We start from the raw sequence: 18,742 nt of genomic DNA, 5'->3' as shown, positions 1-18,742 counted from the left end.
GTGGCAACACCCCCAAACGGTTCGTCTGCAGGCAACTGGTCGTACGGCCCTGCCCAGGGCGACGGTTCGACGAACCGGTACAACTTCCCCTCCACCCCGAGCCACCGGCAGCCGTACGCACCGCAGGGCCCCGGCCCTTCGCCGTACGACCAGCCGCCGGCACCGCGCATCCAGCCGGTGCAGCCGCAGCGCCGTCCCGAGCCGGCGCCGGCCACGGCGGCGAACAACCCCTTGGTGCGTCCGTACGCCATGACCGGCGGCCGGACCCGCCCGCGGTACCAGCTCGCCATCGAGGCGCTGGTGCACACCACTGCGCAGCCGCACCAGATGCAGGGCCAGTTGCCCGAGCATCAGCGGATCTGCCACCTCTGCCGAGAGATCAAGTCGGTCGCCGAGATCTCGGCGTTGCTGACCATTCCCCTCGGCGTGGCCAGGATCCTCGTCGCCGACTTGGCGGAGGCGGGCCTGGTCGCCATTCATCAGCCCGGCGGCGACGAGAACGCCGGTGGCCAGCCAGACGTGACACTGCTCGAAAGGGTGCTCAGTGGACTTCGCAAGCTCTAGCGGCGGTCCTTCCCGCTCCACCACCTCTGCGAAAATCGTGGTGGCGGGCGGCTTCGGCGTGGGTAAGACCACGTTCGTCGGCGCTGTCTCGGAGATCAACCCGCTGCGCACAGAGGCCGTCATGACGTCCGCTTCGGCAGGCATCGACGATCTCACCCACACCGGGGACAAGACGACCACGACGGTCGCCATGGACTTCGGCCGCATCACCCTGGACCAGGACCTGATCCTGTACCTGTTCGGCACCCCCGGCCAGGACCGGTTCTGGTTCATGTGGGACGACCTGGTGCGCGGTGCCATCGGCGCGGTCGTACTGGTCGACACCCGTCGGCTGTCCGACTGCTTCCCCGCGGTCGACTACTTCGAGAACTCGGGTCTCCCCTTCGTCGTCGCCCTGAACGGCTTCGACGGCAACCAGCCGTACACGCCCGACGAGGTGCGCGAGGCGCTGCAGATCGGGCCGGACACGCCGATCATCACGACGGACGCCCGGCATCGGGCCGATGCCAAGAGTGCGCTGATCACTCTCGTGGAGCATGCGCTGATGGCTCGGCTCCGCTGAGTGTCGCTGACGGTTGTGCGCCGGGTGCGGGTGGTTCGTGGCTGGGCGCGCCGTTCCCCGCGCCCCTTTGGGGGCGCGTCACCCGCTCCGGTGGTTCGGCTACCGGGGTGCCACGGGCGGTTGTGCGCCGGGTGCGGGTGGTTCGTGGCCGGTCGCGCCGTTCCCCGCGCCCCTTCGGGGGCGCGTCACTCGCATGGGCGGTTGTGCGCCGGGTGCAGGTGGTTCGTGGCCGGTCGCGCCGTTCCCCGCGCCCCTTCGGGGGCGCGTCACTCGCATGGGCGGTTGTGCGCCGGGTGCAGGTGGTTCGTGGCCGGTCGCGCCGTTCCCCGCGCCCCTTCGGGGGCGCGTCACTCGCATGGGCGGTTGTGCGCCGGGTGCAGGTGGTTCGTGGCCGGTCGCGCCGTTCCCCGCGCCCCTTCGGGGGCGCGTCACTCGCATGGGCGGTTGTGCGCCGGGTGCGGGTGGTTCGTGGCTGGGCGCGCCGTTCCCCGCGCCCCTTTGGGCGCGCGCTAAGAAGGGCCCCTCTTTTGAGGGGCCCTTCTTGGTTGGCGTTTGTTGAGCGGCGCAGCCTAGCCGTGCCAGCTGTGTGGTGCCCGGAAGCCGGGCTCGCGGTCCAGGCGGCGCCAGCCGGCCTTGGCACGGCCTCGGTACGCGGGGGCAGCCTCGGAGTTGCGGGCGGCGGCACGGGCCAGCAGGATCGCCGTTATGGCGGCGACCTCCTCGGGCTCGGCGTGGCCCTTCTCGACGCGGATGTCGGGAGTGTTCATGGCTGTCAGTCTCCGTGAGAGAGGTTTCCGCGGGGGAACGGGTGGGTTACCGCGGATCCGCTGGGGTCACTGCGGGGGGTTGCCGTGCTTGCGCGAGGGCAGGTCGGCGTGCTTGCTGTGCAGCATCACCAGGGACTTGGCCAGCACCTCGCGGGTCTCGGCCGGGTCGATGACGTCGTCGACCAGACCGCGCTCGGCCGCGTAGTACGGGTGCATCAGCTCGGCCTTGTACTCCTTGACCATCTTCTGCCGCATGGCCTCGGGGTCCTCGGCTCCCGCGATCTGCCGACGGAAGATGACGTTGGCCGCGCCGTCCGCACCCATCACGGCGATCTCGTTGGTGGGCCAGGCGTAGGTGAGGTCCGCGCCGATGGACTGGCTGTCCATGACGATGTAGGCACCTCCGTACGCCTTGCGGAGGATCAGCGAGATCCTCGGCACGGTGGCGTTGCAGTACGCGTACAGCAGCTTCGCGCCGTGCCGGATGATCCCGCCGTGTTCCTGGTCGACACCGGGGAGGAATCCCGGGACATCCAGGAAGGTGACGATCGGAACGTTAAAAGCGTCACACATCTGGACAAAGCGCGCAGCTTTTTCGCTGGCCTCGATGTCCAGCACGCCCGCGAGCACCTGCGGCTGGTTGGCGACGATACCCACGACCTGGCCGTCGATCCGGGCCAGCGCGCAGATGATGTTGCGGGCCCAGCGCTCGTGGACCTCCAGGTACTCGCCGTCGTCGACGATCTCCTCGATGACCTTGGCCATGTCGTACGGCCGGTTGCCGTCCGCCGGGACCAGGTCGAGCAGGGCGTCGCTGCGCCGGTCCACCGGGTCGGTCGACTCGACGCGCGGCGGGTTCTCCCGGTTGTTCTGCGGCAGCAGAGAGAGGAGGTAGCGCACCTCCGCGATGCAGGTCTCCTCGTCGTCGTAGGCGAAGTGGCACACACCGGAGGTCTCGGCGTGCACGTCCGCGCCGCCCAGGCCGTTCTGGGTGATCTCCTCGCCGGTGACCGCCTTGACCACGTCCGGCCCGGTGATGAACATCTGCGAGGTCTCACGGACCATGAACACGAAGTCCGTCAGCGCCGGGCTGTAGGCGGCGCCGCCCGCGCACGGGCCGAGCATCACGCTGATCTGCGGGATGACCCCGGACGCCTTGGTGTTGCGCTGGAAGATGCCGCCGTAGCCGGCGAGCGCGGAGACGCCCTCCTGGATCCGGGCGCCGGCGCCGTCGTTGAGGGAGACCAGCGGGGCGCCGGCCGCGATGGCCATGTCCATGATCTTGTGGATCTTCGTGGCGTGGGCCTCGCCCAGCGCGCCGCCGAAGATCCGGAAGTCATGGGCGTAGACGAAGACCGTACGGCCCTCCACCGTGCCCCAGCCGGTGATCACACCGTCCGTGTAAGGCTTCTTGGCCTCCAGGCCGAACCCGGACGCCCGGTGCCGGCGCAGCTGCTCGACCTCCTGGAAGGACCCCGGGTCCAGGAGCAGCTCGATCCGCTCCCGGGCGGTCAGCTTGCCCTTGGCGTGCTGCGCCTCGGTCGCCTTCTCGCTGGGACCCGCCAGCGCCCGCGCACGGATGGCGTGCAGCTCGGCGACCCGCCCGCGCGCGTCCGTCGGCTCGCCGCTCGGCTCACCCGTCGTCTCTTCCAAAACGGTCATGTAGCGACCTTACGAAGGACACCAAGGAAAGCGGGCCGTCGACTCCGTACAGTCTCCGGCCCGTTTTCCTGGTACCACTGAACAGAACCTGACCACCATGCAGCCGTTCCGACTGCTCAGGAGGCGTCACGCTTGTAGAGATGACACAAAGTCGTCACCGGCGGGCCACCTCACATTCGCGCCCGGCACATGCCCTCCCCGGAGTGACACAGCACCTCAAACGGCGGCCCCCGAAGCACAGCGGTTCGCTCCGCAGAGCCTAGCGGTACAACCACCCCGGCAAACCGGCCGCCCCGCCTGCCGGAAGTTGCCAGGGAGGTGCGACACGCCTGTAGATGATGTTGAATATTGAACGGAATGGGTCTACGGTCTTCCGTACTGGCCTCATTGAACATTCAACATCAATGACCCCTCAGTCACTCAAGGAGCACAAGATGGGCATCTTCGGCCGCAAGAACGCCGACGAGACGACCGGCGCGGTGAGCCCCGACCTGGCCTCGGTCACCGGCGACTACACGATCGACGCGGCGCACACCACGCTCGGCTTCGTCGCCCGCCACGCCATGGTCACCAACGTCAAGGGCAGCTTCTCGGAGCTGTCCGGCACGCTGCACCTCGACGGCGACGACCCCGCCAAGTCGACCGCCTCGCTGGACGTCACGATGGACAGCATCGAGACCGGCAGCGCCGACCGCGACGGCCACCTGAAGTCGGCCGACTTCTTCAAGATCGACGAGTTCCCGACGATGACCTTCCGCTCCACCCAGGCGGAAGCCCTGGGCGGGGACGACTACCGGATCACCGGCGACCTGACCATCCTCGGCGTCACCCGGCCGCTCGCCATCGACCTCGAGTTCAACGGCTCCGCCAAGGACCCCTTCGGCAACGAGCGCGTCGGCTTCGAGGGCAAAGCGGAGATCCTGCGCTCCGAGTGGGGTCTGACCTGGAACGCGGCCCTGGAGACGGGCGGCGTCCTGGTCTCCGACAAGATCAAGCTCAACTTCGACATCTCGGCGATCAAGAACGCCTGAGCGACCGGCCGGCGACCGGCCGGCCGGCCTCAGAACCCGCCGCCGAAGTCGCCGCCGCTCCCGCCGAAGTCGCCCCCTGAGTCGAAGCCGCCGCCGTCGCCGAAGCCGCCCCCGAAGTCGTCGGGGTCGAAGTCGGCGCCCGACACGTCCCCGCCCTGATAGCCGCCCGCGCCGAAGTCGCCGTAGCCCGTGCCGTAGTCGGCCGCGTACGCCGGGGTGGCCATCGCGCTGCCGAGCAGCGTCCCGACGAGGAGGCCCGGCAGGATGCCGCCGCCGAAGTAGCCGCCGGCCCAGGGGCCGTAGACGGGGCCCGCGTCCCAGTAGGGGCGGCGGCCCTGGTCGGTGTCGACCTCGCGGACCGCCGGGTCGCGGCCGTCGGCCAGGCGGGTGGCGTCGGCCGCGCAGACCGGGACCTCGCGCGCGGCGCCGCCGGGCGGGGTCCAGTCGGCGTCGGTGACCGAGGGCCCGTGGCGGGGGTCGAAGAAGCAGGGCGGGCGGCGGGCCGGCAGCGGGCGGCCCGCGCGGCGGGCGGACAGCTGCGCGAGCGAGAAGCGCCCGTCCTCCAGGGTCCGGGTGACGGCGCGCACGTCCTCGGGTCTGCGCGCCTCGGCCATGTACTGCTTCGCCTGCTCGTAGGCGTCCAGTGCCCGCTCGTAGTCCGCGCGCATGGCGTCGTCCGCGCCGGCCTCGGCCGGATGGAAGTCCAGCCGGTCGAGCTCCTCGCCGAAGGCGGTGATGTCCTCGTCCACGACCACCCGCAGCCGTTCCAGGGCCGCCCGCTGCCCCTGCTCATGGTGCCGGCGGCTGCGCCGCACCAGGGTGTAGGCGCACAGGCCGCCGGCGACCAGCACGGCGGCCGTGGTGATCAGCGCGGTGGTGGACGTGCCGCCGCCGGACGAGCCCCAGGACGAGGGGGCCCGGCCGTGCATGGTGGCGAGGGCGCGGTCGGTGAAGTCGGTCAGCTGGGTGCCGGCACTCTCCCCCTGGACGCTGGTGACGAGGTTCCGCACGGCCGTGCGGGACAGGACCGAGGAGTCGGCACGGGCGTCGAAGCGGTCGCCGAGGCGGACGGCGTACAGACCGGTGATCCCGGTGGCGGTGCGCAGGTCCGTGAACAGGTTCCGGGTGGGATGGCCGGCCGGCAGGACGGCGACGAAGACGGGTTTGCCGGACGCCTCGATCCGATCGGTCAGGGCCCGCGCGTCCACCGCCGACAGCTGTCCGCCGGCCGCCGGATCGACGTACACCGGGCTCTTGCGGAGGGCGTCGGCGATGGCCGAGACGCCGGTGGCCGCCGTGGCGCCGGGCGCGAACGCGGTCATGGCGACCAGCGCCAGGACGGCCAGCAGCAGCGCCGGAAGGCTCTGGGCCCGTCGTACGGCCGCGGGTGCGGCCCTCGGTACGGCCTTCATACTTCGAAGCTACCCGAAGCCCCCCATAGGGGGTTATCCGGGCAAATGGCCCACATGGCAGGGTGCGGTCGCCCCGGCCGCCGTACCCGTCCAAGTCCCGCCCGCGGCAGGCCCGTTGTCCCTGGGGACCGGCGGGGCCGCCGGCCGCGCGGGGTGGGTCACCGCCGGGATGCGGTGACCCACCCACGGGCTACTTCGCCGGTTCGACTCCCGCCCGGAGCAGGCCGTAGGTGTAGGCGTCCTCCAGGGCCTGCCAGGAGGCCGCGATGACGTTCTCGGCGACGCCCACCGTGGACCACTCGCCGGCGCCGTCGGAGGTGGCGATCAGGACCCGGGTGGTGGACTGGGTGCCGTGCTTGCCCTCCAGGATGCGGACCTTGTAGTCGACGAGGTCGAGCTTGGCGAGCTGCGGATAGATCTTCTCCAGCGCCACCCGCAGGGCCCGGTCGAGGGCGTTGACCGGGCCGTTGCCCTCCGCCGTGGCGACGATGCGCTCGCCCTTGGCCCAGAGCTTGACCGTGGCCTCGTTGGCGTGGGTGCCGTCGGGGCGGTCCTCGACGATGGCCCGCCAGGACTCGACCCGGAAGTACGTCAGCGGCCTGCCCTCGGCCTCGGCGCGCAGCAGCAGTTCGAACGAGGCGTCCGCCGCCTCGTAGGTGTAGCCCTTCAGCTCGCGTTCCTTGACGCGCTCGACGACCCGGCCGACCAGTTCGCGGTCGCCGCCCAGGTCGATGCCGAGTTCCCGGCCCTTCAGCTCGATGGAGGCGCGGCCGGCCATGTCGGAGACCAGCATGCGCATGGTGTTGCCGACCCGTTCGGGGTCGATGTGCTGGTACAGGTCCGGGTCGACCTTGATCGCGGAGGCGTGCAGGCCGGCCTTGTGGGCGAAGGCGGAGACACCGACGTACGGCTGGTGGGTGGAGGGGGTGAGGTTGACCACCTCGGCGATCGCGTGCGAGGTGCGCGTCATCTCGCGCAGCCGGCCCTCCGGGAGGACCTTCTTGCCGTACTTCAGTTCCAGGGCGGCGACCACCGGGAAGAGGTTGGCGTTGCCGACCCGCTCGCCGTAGCCGTTCGCCGTGCACTGCACATGGGTGGCGCCGGCGTCCACGGCCGCGAGGGTGTTGGCCACCGCGCAGCCCGTGTCGTCCTGGGCGTGGATGCCGAGCCGGGCGCCGGTGTCCGCGCGGACCGTGGAGACCACGGCCTGGATCTGGGCCGGGAGCATGCCGCCGTTGGTGTCGCACAGCACCACCACGTCCGCGCCGGCCTGCGCGGCGGTGCGGACGACCGCCTTCGCGTACTCGGGGTTGGCCCGGTAGCCGTCGAAGAAGTGCTCGCAGTCGACGAACACCCGGCGGCCCTGCGCGCGCAGATGCGACACGGTGTCGCGGATCATCTCCAGGTTCTCGTCGAGCGTGGTGCGCAGCGCCAGTTCGACATGCCGGTCGTGCGACTTGGCGACCAGCGTGATGACCGGGGCGCCGGACTCCAGCAGCGCCCTGACCTGCGGGTCGTCGGCGGCCTTGGCGCCGGCCCGCCGAGTCGAGCCGAACGCGACGAGCTGGGCGTGCCGGAAGTCGATCTCCTGCCGGGCGCGGGCGAAGAACTCGGTGTCCCGGGGGTTCGCTCCGGGCCACCCGCCCTCGATGAAGCCCACTCCGAAGTCGTCCAGGTGCCGTGCGATGGCGAGCTTGTCCGCGACGGTGAGGTTGATGCCCTCGCGCTGCGCGCCGTCACGCAGCGTGGTGTCGAAGACGTGGAACGAGTCGTCGAGCTCGCTGGTTTCCGTCTCGGTCATGGTCTCAAGGCTCCTGTTTTGGATCTCGGTCTTACCGGAATGACCGGCTCCACCGTCCCCCCAGTATTCCCTCGCGCTCCGCTCCCGGCTGAAGATGGGCCAGGAAACGAAAAAACCCCTCGCGGGTGCGAGAGGTCTGCGCGCGGGTCGAGGACGACGGTGGCCACCCGTACCTGGTCGTACGTGGTGGTCACTGCGGACCGGCGCGCCTGCTGCCAATAATCATGGCGAACGAGAGCACGGGGGCAGTCTGGCACAACTCACCCCCGGCTCACCGTCCGTCTCAGGATGCGGTCGTCACCTGGGACGCCTCGCGAGACGCCACCCGCGTCAGATCCAGGTCCTTCGTCTCCCGCATGGTGATGTACACCACGAGAGACACGGCGGCACAGCCGGCCACGTACCAGTAGAAGCCGGACTCCGCACCCGCGTCCTTGAACCACAGGGCGACGTATTCCGCCGTGCCGCCGAACAGCGCGTTGGCGATCGCGTAGGGCAGCGCCACGCCCAGCGCGCGCACCCCCGTCGGGAACAGTTCCGCCTTCACGCACGCGTTGATCGAGGTGTAGCCGGTGACCACGACGAGCGCGAGCAGGGAGAGACCGAGGGCGGGCCAGTAGCCGCCCGCGTGCTTCAGCAGGGTCATGATCGGCACGGTGAGTACGGTGGAGCCGACCGCGAAGGTGATCAGCAGCGGGCGGCGGCCGATCCGGTCGGAGAGCCGGCCCGCGAGGGGTTGCAGGCAGGCGAAGACGATCAGCGCGGTGAAGGAGACGAGGGTGGCGGTCTCCTTGGCCAGGCCGGCCGAGTTCGACAGGTACTTGGTGAGGTAGGTGGTGTACGTGTAGTAGGCGACCGTGCCGCCCATGGTCAGCGCGACGACCAGGAAGGCCTCCCGCCGGTACCGCCACAGCGCGCGCAGGGTGCCGCGCTCCTCCGTGCCCGTGGTGTCCTCCGCGTACACCTCGGTCTCCAGCATGGTGCGGCGCAGATAGAAGACGACCGCGGCGCCGAGCGCGCCCACCACGAACGGGATGCGCCAGCCGTAGCTGTGCAGCGCGTCGTCGGACATGGTGCGCTGGAGGACGATCAGCAGGCCGAGGCCGACGATCTGGCCCGCGGTCATGGACACGTACTGGAAGCTGGAGGCGAAGCCGCGCCTGCGCGGGTCCGTCGCCTCGGTCAGATAGGTGGCGCTGGCCGCGTACTCGCCGCCCACCGACAGCCCTTGCAGCAGCCGGGCAACGAGCAGCACGAGCGCGCCACCGTAGCCGGCCACCGAGTAGGTCGGCGCGACGGCGATGAGCAGCGCGGACGCGGACATCAGCGTGACGGTCAGGGTCAGCGCGGCCTTGCGTCCCCTGCGGTCGCCCACCCGGCCGAGCAGCCAGCCGCCGACGGGGCGCATGAAGAACCCGACGGCGAAGATGCCGGCCGTGTTCATCAGCTGGGCCGTGGGGTTGCCGCTCGGGAAGAACGCCCCGGCGAAGTAGGTGGCGAAACTCGCGTACACGAACCAGTCGAACCACTCGACCATGTTGCCCGCCGAGCCGATCCAGATCCTCTTCCAATGCTCTCGTCCCATGGCCGTAACGTGCCGGGTGTTCGCAGGTGCGACAAGAGCGCATCGGATTGTGTTCATTGCGTTCACGGGGCCGTACGGGACCCGGGACCCGGGACCGGCCGGTGCCACGCAGGCCGCCCGCCCTGCTTCTTCGACCCCCGCCACGGGCCCTCGGTCACCGACGCCGACTGGACCCCGCCCGGCGGCGCCGCGCGCGAGGTCCCGGTCTGCGCGGCCGACGCCACCCGCCTGGCCGACGGCCGCGACCCGGCGGTCCGCGAGGTCGACACCGCGGCGAAACGGTCGCCGTCGACCGGCCGGAACGCGCCGCGCGAGATGCCCTCGGCGGTCAACGCGACGAGGTCACGGTGCCAGGCACTCTCGTCCGCGGCCGGCCGGGCGCGGACGTCGTCGGCGACGGACCATCCCGGGCGGCGCACCACCGCGACCGGCTCGAAGCGGCACCGGAGGCGGCTAGGGTCTTTCGTTTGGATCAGGCCGGATCAGGGAGCGGGGTCTGGTGCCGTGGATCGCAAGGCGGAGGAGGGCGGCAGGGCGGAGCCCTGACAACCGACGACAACGCCGCGAGGCGCGGTGCCAGGGCCCGCGAGCCCGGCATGATCCAAACGAGAGGCCCTAGGTCGTCCGGGCCCGCGAAGGCGGGGTCGGCGTCCGGCCGGGCCGTCCGGGCGTTCCGGCGGCCGTGGGACCCCGGCGGCCGGATCCACCCCGGGCCCGCGGTCCGGGGCGGCCCTCGCCGGTGCGGTGGACTCAGCCGAGCGGGTGCATCCAGCCGTGCCGGTCCTCGGAGACGCCGCGCTGGATGTCGAGGAGCGCCTGGCGGAGTTCGAGGGTGACCTTGCCGGGCTCGCCGTCCGACTGCTTCCACTCGGCGCCCGCGCGCTTGACCGTGCCGACCGGGGTGATCGCGGCAGCGGTGCCGCAGGCGAACACCTCGGTGAGGGTGCCGTCCTCCGAGTCGCGCTGCCACTGCTCGACGGAGACCGGGGACTCCTCCGACTCGTAACCGAGGTCGCGGGCCACGGTCAGCAGGCTGTCACGGGTGACGCCCTCCAGGATCGAACCGCTGAGCGGCGGCGTGACGATCTTGTTGCCGTACACGAAGTACAGGTTCATGCCGCCTAGTTCCTCGACCCACTGGTGCTCGACCGCGTCGAGGTAGCAGACCTGATCGCAGCCCTCGGCCGCGGCCTCGGCCTGGGCAAGCAGGGAGGCGGCGTAGTTGCCGCCCGTCTTGGCGTCGCCCATGCCGCCGGGGACGGCGCGGACCCGGTTCTCGGAGACCCAGATGGAGACCGGCTTGACGCCCCCGGCGAAGTACGCGCCGGCCGGGGAGGCGATGACGAGGAACAGATACTCGTCGGCCGGCTTCACACCCAGGCCGACCTCGGTCGCGATCATGAAGGGCCGCAGATAGAGGGATTCCTCGCCACCGTGCGCGGGCACCCAGTCCTTGTCCTGCCGGACCAGGGCGTCACACGCCTCGACGAAGGTCTCCACCGGCAGTTCGGGCATCGCGAGCCGACGGGCGGAGCGCTGGAAGCGCTTGGCGTTCTGGTCCGGGCGGAAGGTGGCCACGGAGCCGTCGGGGCGCCGGTAGGCCTTGAGCCCCTCGAAGATCTCCTGCGCGTAGTGCAGGACGTTGGTGGCCGGGTCGAGAGGGATCGGCGCGTACGGAACGAGCTGCCCGTCGTGCCAGCCCCGGCCCTCGGTCCACTTGATCGTCACCATGTGGTCGGTGAAGTGGCGGCCGAATCCGGGGTTGGCCAGGATCGCCTCCCGCTCCGCTGCGGGCAGCGGGCGGGCGGAGGGCTTGAGCTCGATCGTGGGCGTCGTCATGAGTGGTAGTCCTTCACCGGTTGTAGTGACGGGCCGCGCTCACGTCCGTCCGGCCGGTGGCCGGTGCTAGGACGTCCGAGCATTCCCTCATGCCGCGGCTCCGCGTTTGATTATCACGCGGTGCGCGGACGGAAGGAATCGGGGTGAATGCGGCCCAGGGGTCGATGGTGGCACCCGGCGGGGACATGGGGAAGCCGCCGGGCGCCTGAGCCACCCGACGGCTTGATGCAGCGCGGCGGGGCTCAGCCGGCTACGCGTACGGAGAGCGCGTCGCCGATCTCCGAGGTGCTGCGGGCGGGCTTGGCACCGCGCTCCGCGAGGTCGGCGGAGACGGCGTCCTCGATGCGGGCCGCCTCGGCGTCGTGGCCGAGGTGGCGCAGCAGCAGCGCGACGGACAGCACGGTGGCGGTGGGGTCGGCCTTGCCGAGGCCCGCGATGTCCGGGGCCGAGCCGTGGACCGGCTCGAACATGGACGGGAACGCGCCGCTCGGGTTGATGTTGCCGGAGGCGGCCACGCCGATGCCGCCGGAGACGGCCGCGGCGAGGTCGGTGATGATGTCGCCGAAGAGGTTGTCGGTGACGATGACGTCGAACCGTTCGGGCTGGGTGACCAGGTAGATGGTGGCGGCGTCGACGTGGATGTACTCGGTGGCGACCTCGGGGTACTCCGCGGCCACCTTGTTGAAGATGTTCGTCCACAGGTGCCCGGCGAAGGTCAGCACGTTGTTCTTGTGGACCAGCGTGAGCTTCTGGCGCGGGCGGGCCTGGGCACGGGCGAAGGCGTCGCGGACCACGCGCTCCACACCGAAGGCGGTGTTGACGGAGACCTCGGTGGCGACCTCGTGCGGGGTGCCCGTGCGGATGGTGCCGCCGTTGCCCGTGTAGGGGCCTTCGGTACCCTCGCGGACGACGACGAAGTCGATCTCGGGCTGGCCGGCCAGCGGGGTGGCGACACCGGGGAGCAGCTTCGACGGACGCAGGTTGACGTGGTGGTCGAAGGCGAAACGGAGCTTGAGCAGGAAGCCGCGCTCCAGGACGCCGGAGGGGACCGACGGGTCGCCGATCGCGCCGAGCAGGATGGCGTCGTGCTGCTTGAGCGCGTCGAGGTCGGCGTCGGTGAGGGTCTCACCGGTGGCGTGGTAGCGCTTGGCTCCGAAGTCGTACTCCTTGGTCTCCAGCTTCACATCCTGCGGAAGGACGGCGGAGAGGACCTTGAGGCCTTCGGCCACGACCTCCTGGCCGATGCCGTCGCCGGGGATGACTGCGAGATTGAGGCTGCGAGACATGCGGGCACCCTACTCCTCGTCCCATGGGATGACATGGGGTGTCCGCCATGCGGACGGCGGCGGGCCGCTCCGACGAGTGACCGAGCCGGCGCTTCGACGGGTGTTCACCCGGAAGTGGGGCAGTTGTCGGCAGCCGGTGGAAAGTTCACCGTCATGGAGACCCCCGACTTCGGCATCCCGCGGCGGCTGGCGAGCCGGATGAGCATGGCCGAGCAGTACGAGTATCTGCGGACCCGGCTCTCCCGGCGCCGCACCCTGGTGACGGCGGGCGCGGTGGCGGGCGGGCTGCTGACCGGCTGCTCGGGGCCGTACGGGCCGGCGTCCGCGCCCGCCTCCGGTCCCGCCGCGGCGACCTCGCGGGTCGCGGGCGCCGCGATCGCCCCGTTCGGCCGTCATCTCGCGTTCGGCGCCGACCCGAAGACCCGGATGCGGATCTCCTGGCAGGTGCCGCTCGCGGTCCGCCGGCCCTTCGTACGGGTCGGGTTGCGCCCCGACGACCTGAGCCGCCGGATCGACGCGGAGCTGCGCGATCTGCACACACCGGGCCTTGCCGGGGTGCGCCCGGCGGTCGAGCAGTACTACGTGCACGCGGCCCTGGACGGTCTGCGCCCCGGCACGACGTACTACTACGGCGTCGGCCACGACGGCTGGGACCCCGCCTCCCCCGCCCACCGCTCGACGATCGCCTCGTTCCGCACCGCGCCCGCCACCCCGGAGCGCTTCGTCTTCACGGCCTTCGGCGACCAGGGCGTGGGCAAGAGCGCGAGCGCCAACGACGACGTCCTGCTGCGCCAGCGGCCGGCCTTCCATCTGCACGCGGGCGACATCTGCTACGCGGACGCCAACGGCACCGGCAGCACGTCGGACGGCTACGACCCGCAGTACTGGGACCTGTTCCTGCGGCAGACCGAGCCGGTCGCCCGGTCCGTCCCCTGGATGGTGACCACCGGCAACCACGACATGGAGGCCTGGTACTCCCCGGACGGCTACGGCGGCCAGCTCGCCCGCTTCTCGCTCCCGGACAGCGGCTTCGATCCGCACGGGACACCGGGCGCGTACGCCTTCACGTACGGCAACGTCGGCTTCGTGGCACTGGACGCGAACGATGTGTCGTACGAGATCCCGGCCAACCTCGGCCACACGGACGGCCGGCAGACGAAGTGGCTGGACAGCACCCTGGGCGAGCTGCGCTCCGCGCGGGACGTCGACTTCGTGGTCGTCTTCTTCCACCACTGCGCGTACTCCACCTCCACGCACGCCTCCGACGGGGGCGTGCGGGACGCGTGGCTGCCGCTGTTCGCCCGGCACCAGGTGGACCTGGTGATCAATGGGCACAACCATGTGTACGAGCGGACCGACGCGGTGCGCGGCGGCGAGGTCGGCCGGGCGGTGCCGATCGGCGGGTCCACGGATCCGGTCCGGGACGGGATCGTGTACGTCACCGCGGGCGGCGGCGGCCGCAACCTCTACTCGTTCCCGTCCGGGGTCAAGGACAGTTACGGGGGGAACGTCACCCGGCACGACGCGGTGCGGAGCTTCCACTGGACGAGGTCCCGGGCCGCCGAGGCGGAGACGGTGGAGTGGTCGCGGGTGCGCTACACCGGCTTCTCGCTGCTCAAGGTGGAGGCGGAGGGGGGCGCCGCGCCGCGGCTGACGGTGTCCGCGCTGGCGCAGAACGGCGACCGGATCGACCACTTCGAGGTGCGGCGCGGCCGGTAGGGCCGCGCCGCACCCCGTGCGGGTGCGGCTCCCGGCTTCAGGGGGTCAGCGCGCCGCGCGGGCCCGGTTCAGTGATCAGTGACCGGTCTGGCCGCCGTTGTCGCGGCGGTCGAGGGCGCGCTGAAGGGCAGCGGCGGCGTTCTTGCGGTCGGACTCACTCGTGCGGGACACGTGGCGGACTCGGCGGCGGACGGTCGTCTCGGCCATGCGGATCGACTCCTTCGCGATACACCTGGAGTACGGAACACCTGGGGTACGGAAAAAAAAGGGGGGTTACGAGACGCCGGAGGGGCGGGGAGCGGTGCCGCAGGGGTTGCCTGCACGGGCCCGGCTCACGACCGCCATTCGCTGGATCGCGCGAGACGCTCGGCTCCTACAAAGCTAAAGGAGGACGGCGCTGCTGTCTCCTAATTAGTCGGACTTCCTACTATCTGAGACGGCGGATCCGGTCACACCCCTGTGACCTGCGGATTCATCATCCGCAGGGTCAGAGCACATCCCCGTCACGCCAGTCGAAGACCAGTTCGTGATCGGGGTCGGGCGGAGCGGCCAGCGCGGGGCGCACCAGGAGGCCGCCCTCCTCGTCCGCGAGCCGCACGATCCCGTCCGGCGAGAGTGCGTGGATCCGGCCGGTCCAGGGGCGCCAGCCGCGGGGCCCGTAGAGCAGGGCGCCGTCCTCGCTCGCCGACAGCGCGCCGAGGTCGTACGCCCGGTCGACCACCCGTTCCAGGGCGCCCATCACCTGCCCGCCCAGGCCCCGGCGGCGCTCGGCGGGCCGTACCACGACGGCCTCGACGTACCCGATGCGCAGCCACCGCCCCCGGTGCCGCGCCCGCCGCATGACGACCGAGCCGTGCGCGACGATCCCGTCCTCGCCGTGCACCAGGGCGTGCATGCCGCCCAGCGCGTGCTCGAAGTCCGCATCACTGAACCCGCCGGCGAAACCGTCGTGCAGAAGGGAACGGACGGCGCGGAGATCGGCGGAATCCAACTCGGCGGTGTGAGCGGTACGCACGGTGAAGGCCATACGCCAATCATCTCGACTACGGCGGGAATCGCCCCGGGGAGTCCACGGCGGTGCGCCGGGCGGATGTGACGACGGGTACGCCGAGGGCGGCACAGGCCACCACCGGTTCGGGGGTGCCCCCGGTCCGCAGACTCGCCGCAGACGGTCCGTCAGTTCCCCGGCCGGGCCGTTCGGCGGCCGACCGCACCCACCCATGGCTCACTGCCCGCGGCACCGGGCCCGATACGCGGCCACCGCCGCCGACCAGGACCGGGCGGCAGAGCAGATCCGCGAGGAAACCCAGCCGAAGGATCCGCGCCGGCCGGCGGGCCGACCACCGTGGCCGTCACCAGGGCCGTCGTGGACTCCGGGCTGACCGACAGCGGACGTAAGCAGACAACCGCCCCCGGCCGGCAGATCGCCGCGCAGCCGGGCCCGTCGGCGGACGTGGGCACCGGGCCCGGACGACAGGAGCGGCCCCCTGCGTCCGCGCGAGCCTTCGGTCATGGCGGTTCCCCCGTCCTCGGGCCCTGGTGACGTCCCAGCAGCTCCCACTCCCGGTCCCAACGGGCCATACGGCCGGAGCACCCGCTGCGGGTGGGGCAGTGCGTAGGTCGGCACGAAACGCGCGCTCGTCCCAGCGGATCACCGGGTTCGCGTCCGCCAGGAGCCCGGCGGGATCGCCGAACAGGCCCCGCTCGCCGTGGCACGGTGCCGGACATGGATACGGGCCGGGAAGCCTGTTTAGGGGGGTCAGGCTTCCCGGCCCGCGTTCGGGGGGCTGGTCAGCCCATGTGCGGGTACGGGTAGTCGGTCGGCGCGACCAAGGTCTCCTTGATGGCGCGGGTCGAGGTCCAGCGCAGCAGGTTCTGCGGGGCGCCGGCCTTGTCGTTGGTGCCGGAGGCGCGCCCGCCGCCGAAGGGCTGCTGGCCGACGACGGCACCGGTCGACTTGTCGTTGATGTAGAAGTTGCCCGCGGCGTAGCGGAGCTTCTCCATCGTGTACGCCGCCGCCGCACGGTCGTTGGCGATGACCGAGCCGGTGAGGGCGTAGTCGGAGACCGACTCCATCTGCGTCAGCATCTCGTCGTACGCGTCGTCCTCGTAGACGTGAACGGCGAGGACCGGGCCGAAGTACTCGGTGCGGAAGACCTCGTTCTCCGGGTCGGTGCACTCGATGACGGTGGGGCGGACGAAGTAGCCGACCGAGTCGTCGTAGGAGCCGCCCGCGACGATCGTGCAGGCCGGGTCCTCCTTGGCGCGGTCGATCGCGGCCTTGTTCTTGGCGAAGGCCCGCTCGTCGATCACGGCGCCGATGAAGTTCGCCAGGTCGGTGACGTCACCCATGGTGAGGTGGTCGACCTCGGCCGCGAACTCCTCCTTGAAGCCGGAGTTCCACAGGGACGCCGGGATGTAGGCGCGGGAGGTGGCCGAGCACTTCTGGCCCTGGTACTCGAAGGCGCCCCGGGTCAGGGCGGTCCTGAGGACCGCGCGGTCGGCGCTCGGGTGGGCGACCAGGAAGTCCTTGCCGCCGGTCTCGCCGACCAGCCGCGGGTAGGAGCGGTACTTCTCGATGTTCTCGCCGACCGTCTTCCACAGGTACTGGAAGGTCCTGGTCGAGCCGGTGAAGTGGATGCCGGCCAGGTCGCGGTGGACCAGGGCGACCTCGGAGACCTCGATGCCGTCGCCGGTGACGAGGTTGATGACGCCCTTGGGCAGGCCGGCCTCCTCCAGGAGCCGCATCAGCAGGACGGCGGCGTGGGTCTGGGTCGGGGACGGCTTCCAGACGACCACGTTGCCCATCAGCGCGGGCGCGGTGGGCAGGTTGCCCGCGATCGCCGAGAAGTTGAACGGCGTGATCGCGTAGACGAAGCCCTCCAGCGGGCGGTGGTCGAGCCGGTTCCACACGCCCGGGGAGTTGGCCGGGGGCTGCTCGGCCAGGATCTGACGGGCGTAGTGGACGTTGAACCGCCAGAAGTCGACCAGCTCGCACGGGGTGTCGATCTCGGCCTGCTGCACGGTCTTCGACTGGCCGAGCATCGTGGAGGCGGCGATCGTCTCGCGCCAGGGGCCGGCCAGCAGTTCGGCGGCGCGCAGGATGATCGCGGCGCGGTCGTCGAAGGACATGGCGCGCCAGGCGGGCGCGGCGGCCAGGGCCGCGTCGATGGCGTCCTGGGCGTCCTGCCGGGTGGCGTTGCGGAGCGTGCCGATGACGGCCTTGTGGTGGTGCGGCTGGACGACCTGGAAGGCCTCGCCGCCGCCCATCCGCTGCTCGCCGCCGATGGTCATCGGCAGCTCGATCGGGTTCTCGGCCAGCTCCTTGAGCTTGGCCTCCAGACGGGCACGCTCGGGCGAGCCGGGGGCGTAGCCGTGCACCGGCTCGTTGACGGGGGTGGGGACCTGGGTCACAGCGTCCATGGGATCCGTAACTCCTTGACTTGAGCGGTGTGGTTCAGCCCTTGGTGATCATGCTGCGCGCGAAGAACCGCAGGTTGGCCGGCTTCTCCGCGAGGCGCCGCATGAAGTAGCCGTACCAGTCGGTGCCGTAGGCGGTGTAGACGCGCATGCGGTGGCCCTCGGCGGCGAGCCGCAGATGCTCCTCGCTGCGGATGCCGTAGAGCATCTGGAACTCGTACTCGTCCGGCTTGCGGCCGGCCTTGCGGGCGAGCTCCTGGGCGATGGAGATCAGCCGCGGGTCGTGGGACCCGATCATCGGGTACCCCGTGCCGTCCATCAGCGTCCGCAGGATCCGTACATACGCCTTGTCGATCTCGTGCTTCTGCTGGTACGCGACCTCGGCGGGCTCCTTGTAGGCGCCCTTCACGAGCCGCACCCGGCTGCCGCTCGCGGCGAGCCGACGGGCGTCGGCCTCGGTGCGGAAGAGGTAGGCCTGGATGACACAGCCGGTCTGCGGGAAGTCCGTCCGCAGCTCCTCGTGGATCGCGAACATCGAGTCGAGGGTGGTGTGGTCCTCGGCGTCGAGGGTGACGGTCGTGCCGATGGCGGCGGCGGCCTCGACGACGGACCGCACGTTCTTCAGGGCCAGTTCGTGGCCGCCGTCCAGGGACTGGCCGAACATGGAGAGCTTGACGGACATCTCGACCTTCCGGCCGAGCCCCAGGTCCGCCAGGCGGCCGGTCAGTTCGAGATAGGCGTCCCGGGCCGCGGTGGCCTGCTCGGGGGTGGTGATGTCCTCGCCGACGACGTCCATGGTCAGTTCGAGACCCTTGCCGGTCAGGTCCTGGATGACCGGGACGATGTCGGCCACCGTCTCGCCGGGGATGAAGCGGTCGACGACCTGCTTGGTCACGGGGGCCGCCGAGATCAGGCGGCGCATCCGGTCGCTGCGCGACGCGGCGAGAATCACGGGACCCAGCACGGGGCACCTCCACAACAGAGCACCGAAGGGCCGACAGCCGACGAATCGGGTACGGCACGGAGAACCACCGTGAAACCTAAGGATCCCTCCGATCGTGGGCCATCGACAGCTGTCACGCATCCGCTCACCC

Annotated in this window: 15 protein-coding genes and 2 pseudogenes; 5 read left to right on the top strand and 12 right to left on the bottom strand. The window is 70.9% G+C overall.

The features are described from left to right. Positions 1–564 (top strand): DUF742 domain-containing protein, encoded by a 564-nt coding sequence (locus tag CTZ28_RS19030; protein WP_121890761.1) that lies wholly within the window; start codon positions 1–3, stop codon positions 562–564. Continuing rightward, a complete protein-coding gene (locus CTZ28_RS19025) occupies positions 545–1,126 on the top strand; it encodes a GTP-binding protein (RefSeq protein WP_121890759.1) in 582 nt (193 codons plus the stop codon). Before CTZ28_RS19030 ends, CTZ28_RS19025 begins: the two co-directional genes overlap by 20 nt. A 569-nt stretch (positions 1,127–1,695) precedes the next feature. Here CTZ28_RS19025 and CTZ28_RS19020 read toward each other — a convergent pair. Together CTZ28_RS19020 and CTZ28_RS19015 are read right to left on the bottom strand one after the other, a co-directional pair. Continuing rightward, on the bottom strand, positions 1,696–1,893 hold the full coding sequence (locus CTZ28_RS19020; protein ID WP_121890757.1) for an acyl-CoA carboxylase subunit epsilon: 198 nt from the start codon (positions 1,891–1,893) through the stop codon (positions 1,696–1,698). 66 nt (positions 1,894–1,959) lie between these two features. Continuing rightward, positions 1,960–3,555, bottom strand: coding sequence for an acyl-CoA carboxylase subunit beta (locus CTZ28_RS19015; RefSeq protein ID WP_121890755.1), 1,596 nt, complete (start codon positions 3,553–3,555; stop codon positions 1,960–1,962). 434 nt (positions 3,556–3,989) lie between these two features. Here CTZ28_RS19015 and CTZ28_RS19010 point away from each other — a divergent pair, with 434 nt between their 5' ends. Further along, a complete protein-coding gene (locus CTZ28_RS19010; protein ID WP_121890753.1) occupies positions 3,990–4,586 on the top strand; it encodes a YceI family protein in 597 nt (198 codons plus the stop codon). A gap of 29 nt (positions 4,587–4,615) precedes the next feature. On the opposite strand, the gene CTZ28_RS19005 is transcribed toward CTZ28_RS19010, so the two are convergent. The 3 genes from CTZ28_RS19005 to CTZ28_RS18990 form a co-directional block, all read right to left on the bottom strand. Further along, positions 4,616–5,998, bottom strand: coding sequence for a hypothetical protein (locus CTZ28_RS19005; RefSeq protein ID WP_121890751.1), 1,383 nt, complete (start codon positions 5,996–5,998; stop codon positions 4,616–4,618). Between the two features lie 190 nt (positions 5,999–6,188). Next, positions 6,189–7,799 (bottom strand): citramalate synthase, encoded by a 1,611-nt coding sequence (cimA, locus tag CTZ28_RS19000; RefSeq protein WP_121890749.1) that lies wholly within the window; start codon positions 7,797–7,799, stop codon positions 6,189–6,191. A gap of 283 nt (positions 7,800–8,082) precedes the next feature. Beyond that, complete coding sequence (locus CTZ28_RS18990) at positions 8,083–9,384, bottom strand: MFS transporter (RefSeq protein ID WP_121890745.1); 1,302 nt, start codon at positions 9,382–9,384, stop codon at positions 8,083–8,085. Between the two features lie 8 nt (positions 9,385–9,392). Here CTZ28_RS18990 and CTZ28_RS49550 point away from each other — a divergent pair. Further along, positions 9,393–9,672: pseudogene (locus tag CTZ28_RS49550) on the top strand (hypothetical protein); the annotation flags it as partial. Here CTZ28_RS49550 and CTZ28_RS18985 read toward each other — a convergent pair. The 3 genes and pseudogenes from CTZ28_RS18985 to CTZ28_RS18970 form a co-directional block, all read right to left on the bottom strand. Continuing rightward, positions 9,654–9,776: pseudogene (locus tag CTZ28_RS18985) on the bottom strand (transcriptional regulator); the annotation flags it as partial. The pseudogenes CTZ28_RS49550 and CTZ28_RS18985 sit on opposite strands and share 19 nt — an antisense overlap. Positions 9,777–10,134: 358 nt before the next feature. Further along, positions 10,135–11,223, bottom strand: a complete 1,089-nt coding sequence (locus CTZ28_RS18975) for a branched-chain amino acid aminotransferase (RefSeq protein WP_121890743.1) — start codon at positions 11,221–11,223, stop codon at positions 10,135–10,137. 242 nt (positions 11,224–11,465) lie between these two features. Further along, a complete protein-coding gene (locus CTZ28_RS18970) occupies positions 11,466–12,509 on the bottom strand; it encodes a 3-isopropylmalate dehydrogenase (protein ID WP_121890741.1) in 1,044 nt (347 codons plus the stop codon). A gap of 153 nt (positions 12,510–12,662) precedes the next feature. Here CTZ28_RS18970 and CTZ28_RS18965 point away from each other — a divergent pair, with 153 nt between their 5' ends. Continuing rightward, complete coding sequence (locus CTZ28_RS18965; protein ID WP_121890739.1) at positions 12,663–14,228, top strand: purple acid phosphatase family protein; 1,566 nt, start codon at positions 12,663–12,665, stop codon at positions 14,226–14,228. A 75-nt stretch (positions 14,229–14,303) separates the two neighbouring features. Here CTZ28_RS18965 and CTZ28_RS48355 read toward each other — a convergent pair whose 3' ends face one another. The 4 genes from CTZ28_RS48355 to CTZ28_RS18945 form a co-directional block, all read right to left on the bottom strand. Continuing rightward, complete coding sequence (locus CTZ28_RS48355) at positions 14,304–14,435, bottom strand: hypothetical protein (RefSeq protein ID WP_086025501.1); 132 nt, start codon at positions 14,433–14,435, stop codon at positions 14,304–14,306. Positions 14,436–14,715: 280 nt separating this feature from the next. Next, positions 14,716–15,255 carry a GNAT family N-acetyltransferase gene (locus CTZ28_RS18955; RefSeq protein ID WP_121890737.1) on the bottom strand — a complete coding sequence of 180 codons (540 nt, stop codon included), beginning with the start codon at positions 15,253–15,255 and terminating at the stop codon, positions 14,716–14,718. Positions 15,256–16,019: 764 nt separating this feature from the next. After that, on the bottom strand, positions 16,020–17,651 hold the full coding sequence (pruA, locus tag CTZ28_RS18950; RefSeq protein ID WP_121890736.1) for an L-glutamate gamma-semialdehyde dehydrogenase: 1,632 nt from the start codon (positions 17,649–17,651) through the stop codon (positions 16,020–16,022). A 34-nt stretch (positions 17,652–17,685) separates the two neighbouring features. Continuing rightward, the gene (locus tag CTZ28_RS18945) at positions 17,686–18,612 is read right to left on the bottom strand and encodes a proline dehydrogenase family protein (RefSeq protein WP_121890734.1); all 927 of its coding nucleotides are present in this window, start codon (positions 18,610–18,612) and stop codon (positions 17,686–17,688) included. Positions 18,613–18,742: the final 130 nt, after the last annotated feature.

The sequence above is a fragment of the Streptomyces shenzhenensis genome, from assembly GCF_003688995.1.
Lineage (GTDB): Bacteria > Actinomycetota > Actinomycetes > Streptomycetales > Streptomycetaceae > Streptomyces > Streptomyces shenzhenensis_A.
This window is presented reverse-complemented; position numbering and strand designations above follow the sequence as displayed.

Bases quoted from the DNA above. Each gene is read 5' to 3' on its own strand.
- CTZ28_RS19020 (WP_121890757.1), bottom strand. From the start codon at position 1,893: ATGAACACTCCCGACATCCGCGTCGAGAAGGGCCACGCCGAGCCCGAG.
- CTZ28_RS19015 (WP_121890755.1), bottom strand. From the start codon at position 3,555: ATGACCGTTTTGGAAGAGACGACGGGTGAGCCGAGCGGCGAGCCGACG.
- CTZ28_RS19010 (WP_121890753.1), top strand. From the start codon at position 3,990: ATGGGCATCTTCGGCCGCAAGAACGCCGACGAGACGACCGGCGCGGTG.
- CTZ28_RS19005 (WP_121890751.1), bottom strand. From the start codon at position 5,998: ATGAAGGCCGTACCGAGGGCCGCACCCGCGGCCGTACGACGGGCCCAG.
- cimA (WP_121890749.1), bottom strand. From the start codon at position 7,799: ATGACCGAGACGGAAACCAGCGAGCTCGACGACTCGTTCCACGTCTTC.
- CTZ28_RS18990 (WP_121890745.1), bottom strand. From the start codon at position 9,384: ATGGGACGAGAGCATTGGAAGAGGATCTGGATCGGCTCGGCGGGCAAC.
- CTZ28_RS18975 (WP_121890743.1), bottom strand. From the start codon at position 11,223: ATGACGACGCCCACGATCGAGCTCAAGCCCTCCGCCCGCCCGCTGCCC.
- CTZ28_RS18970 (WP_121890741.1), bottom strand. From the start codon at position 12,509: ATGTCTCGCAGCCTCAATCTCGCAGTCATCCCCGGCGACGGCATCGGC.
- CTZ28_RS18965 (WP_121890739.1), top strand. From the start codon at position 12,663: ATGGAGACCCCCGACTTCGGCATCCCGCGGCGGCTGGCGAGCCGGATG.
- CTZ28_RS48355 (WP_086025501.1), bottom strand. From the start codon at position 14,435: ATGGCCGAGACGACCGTCCGCCGCCGAGTCCGCCACGTGTCCCGCACG.
- CTZ28_RS18955 (WP_121890737.1), bottom strand. From the start codon at position 15,255: ATGGCCTTCACCGTGCGTACCGCTCACACCGCCGAGTTGGATTCCGCC.
- pruA (WP_121890736.1), bottom strand. From the start codon at position 17,651: ATGGACGCTGTGACCCAGGTCCCCACCCCCGTCAACGAGCCGGTGCAC.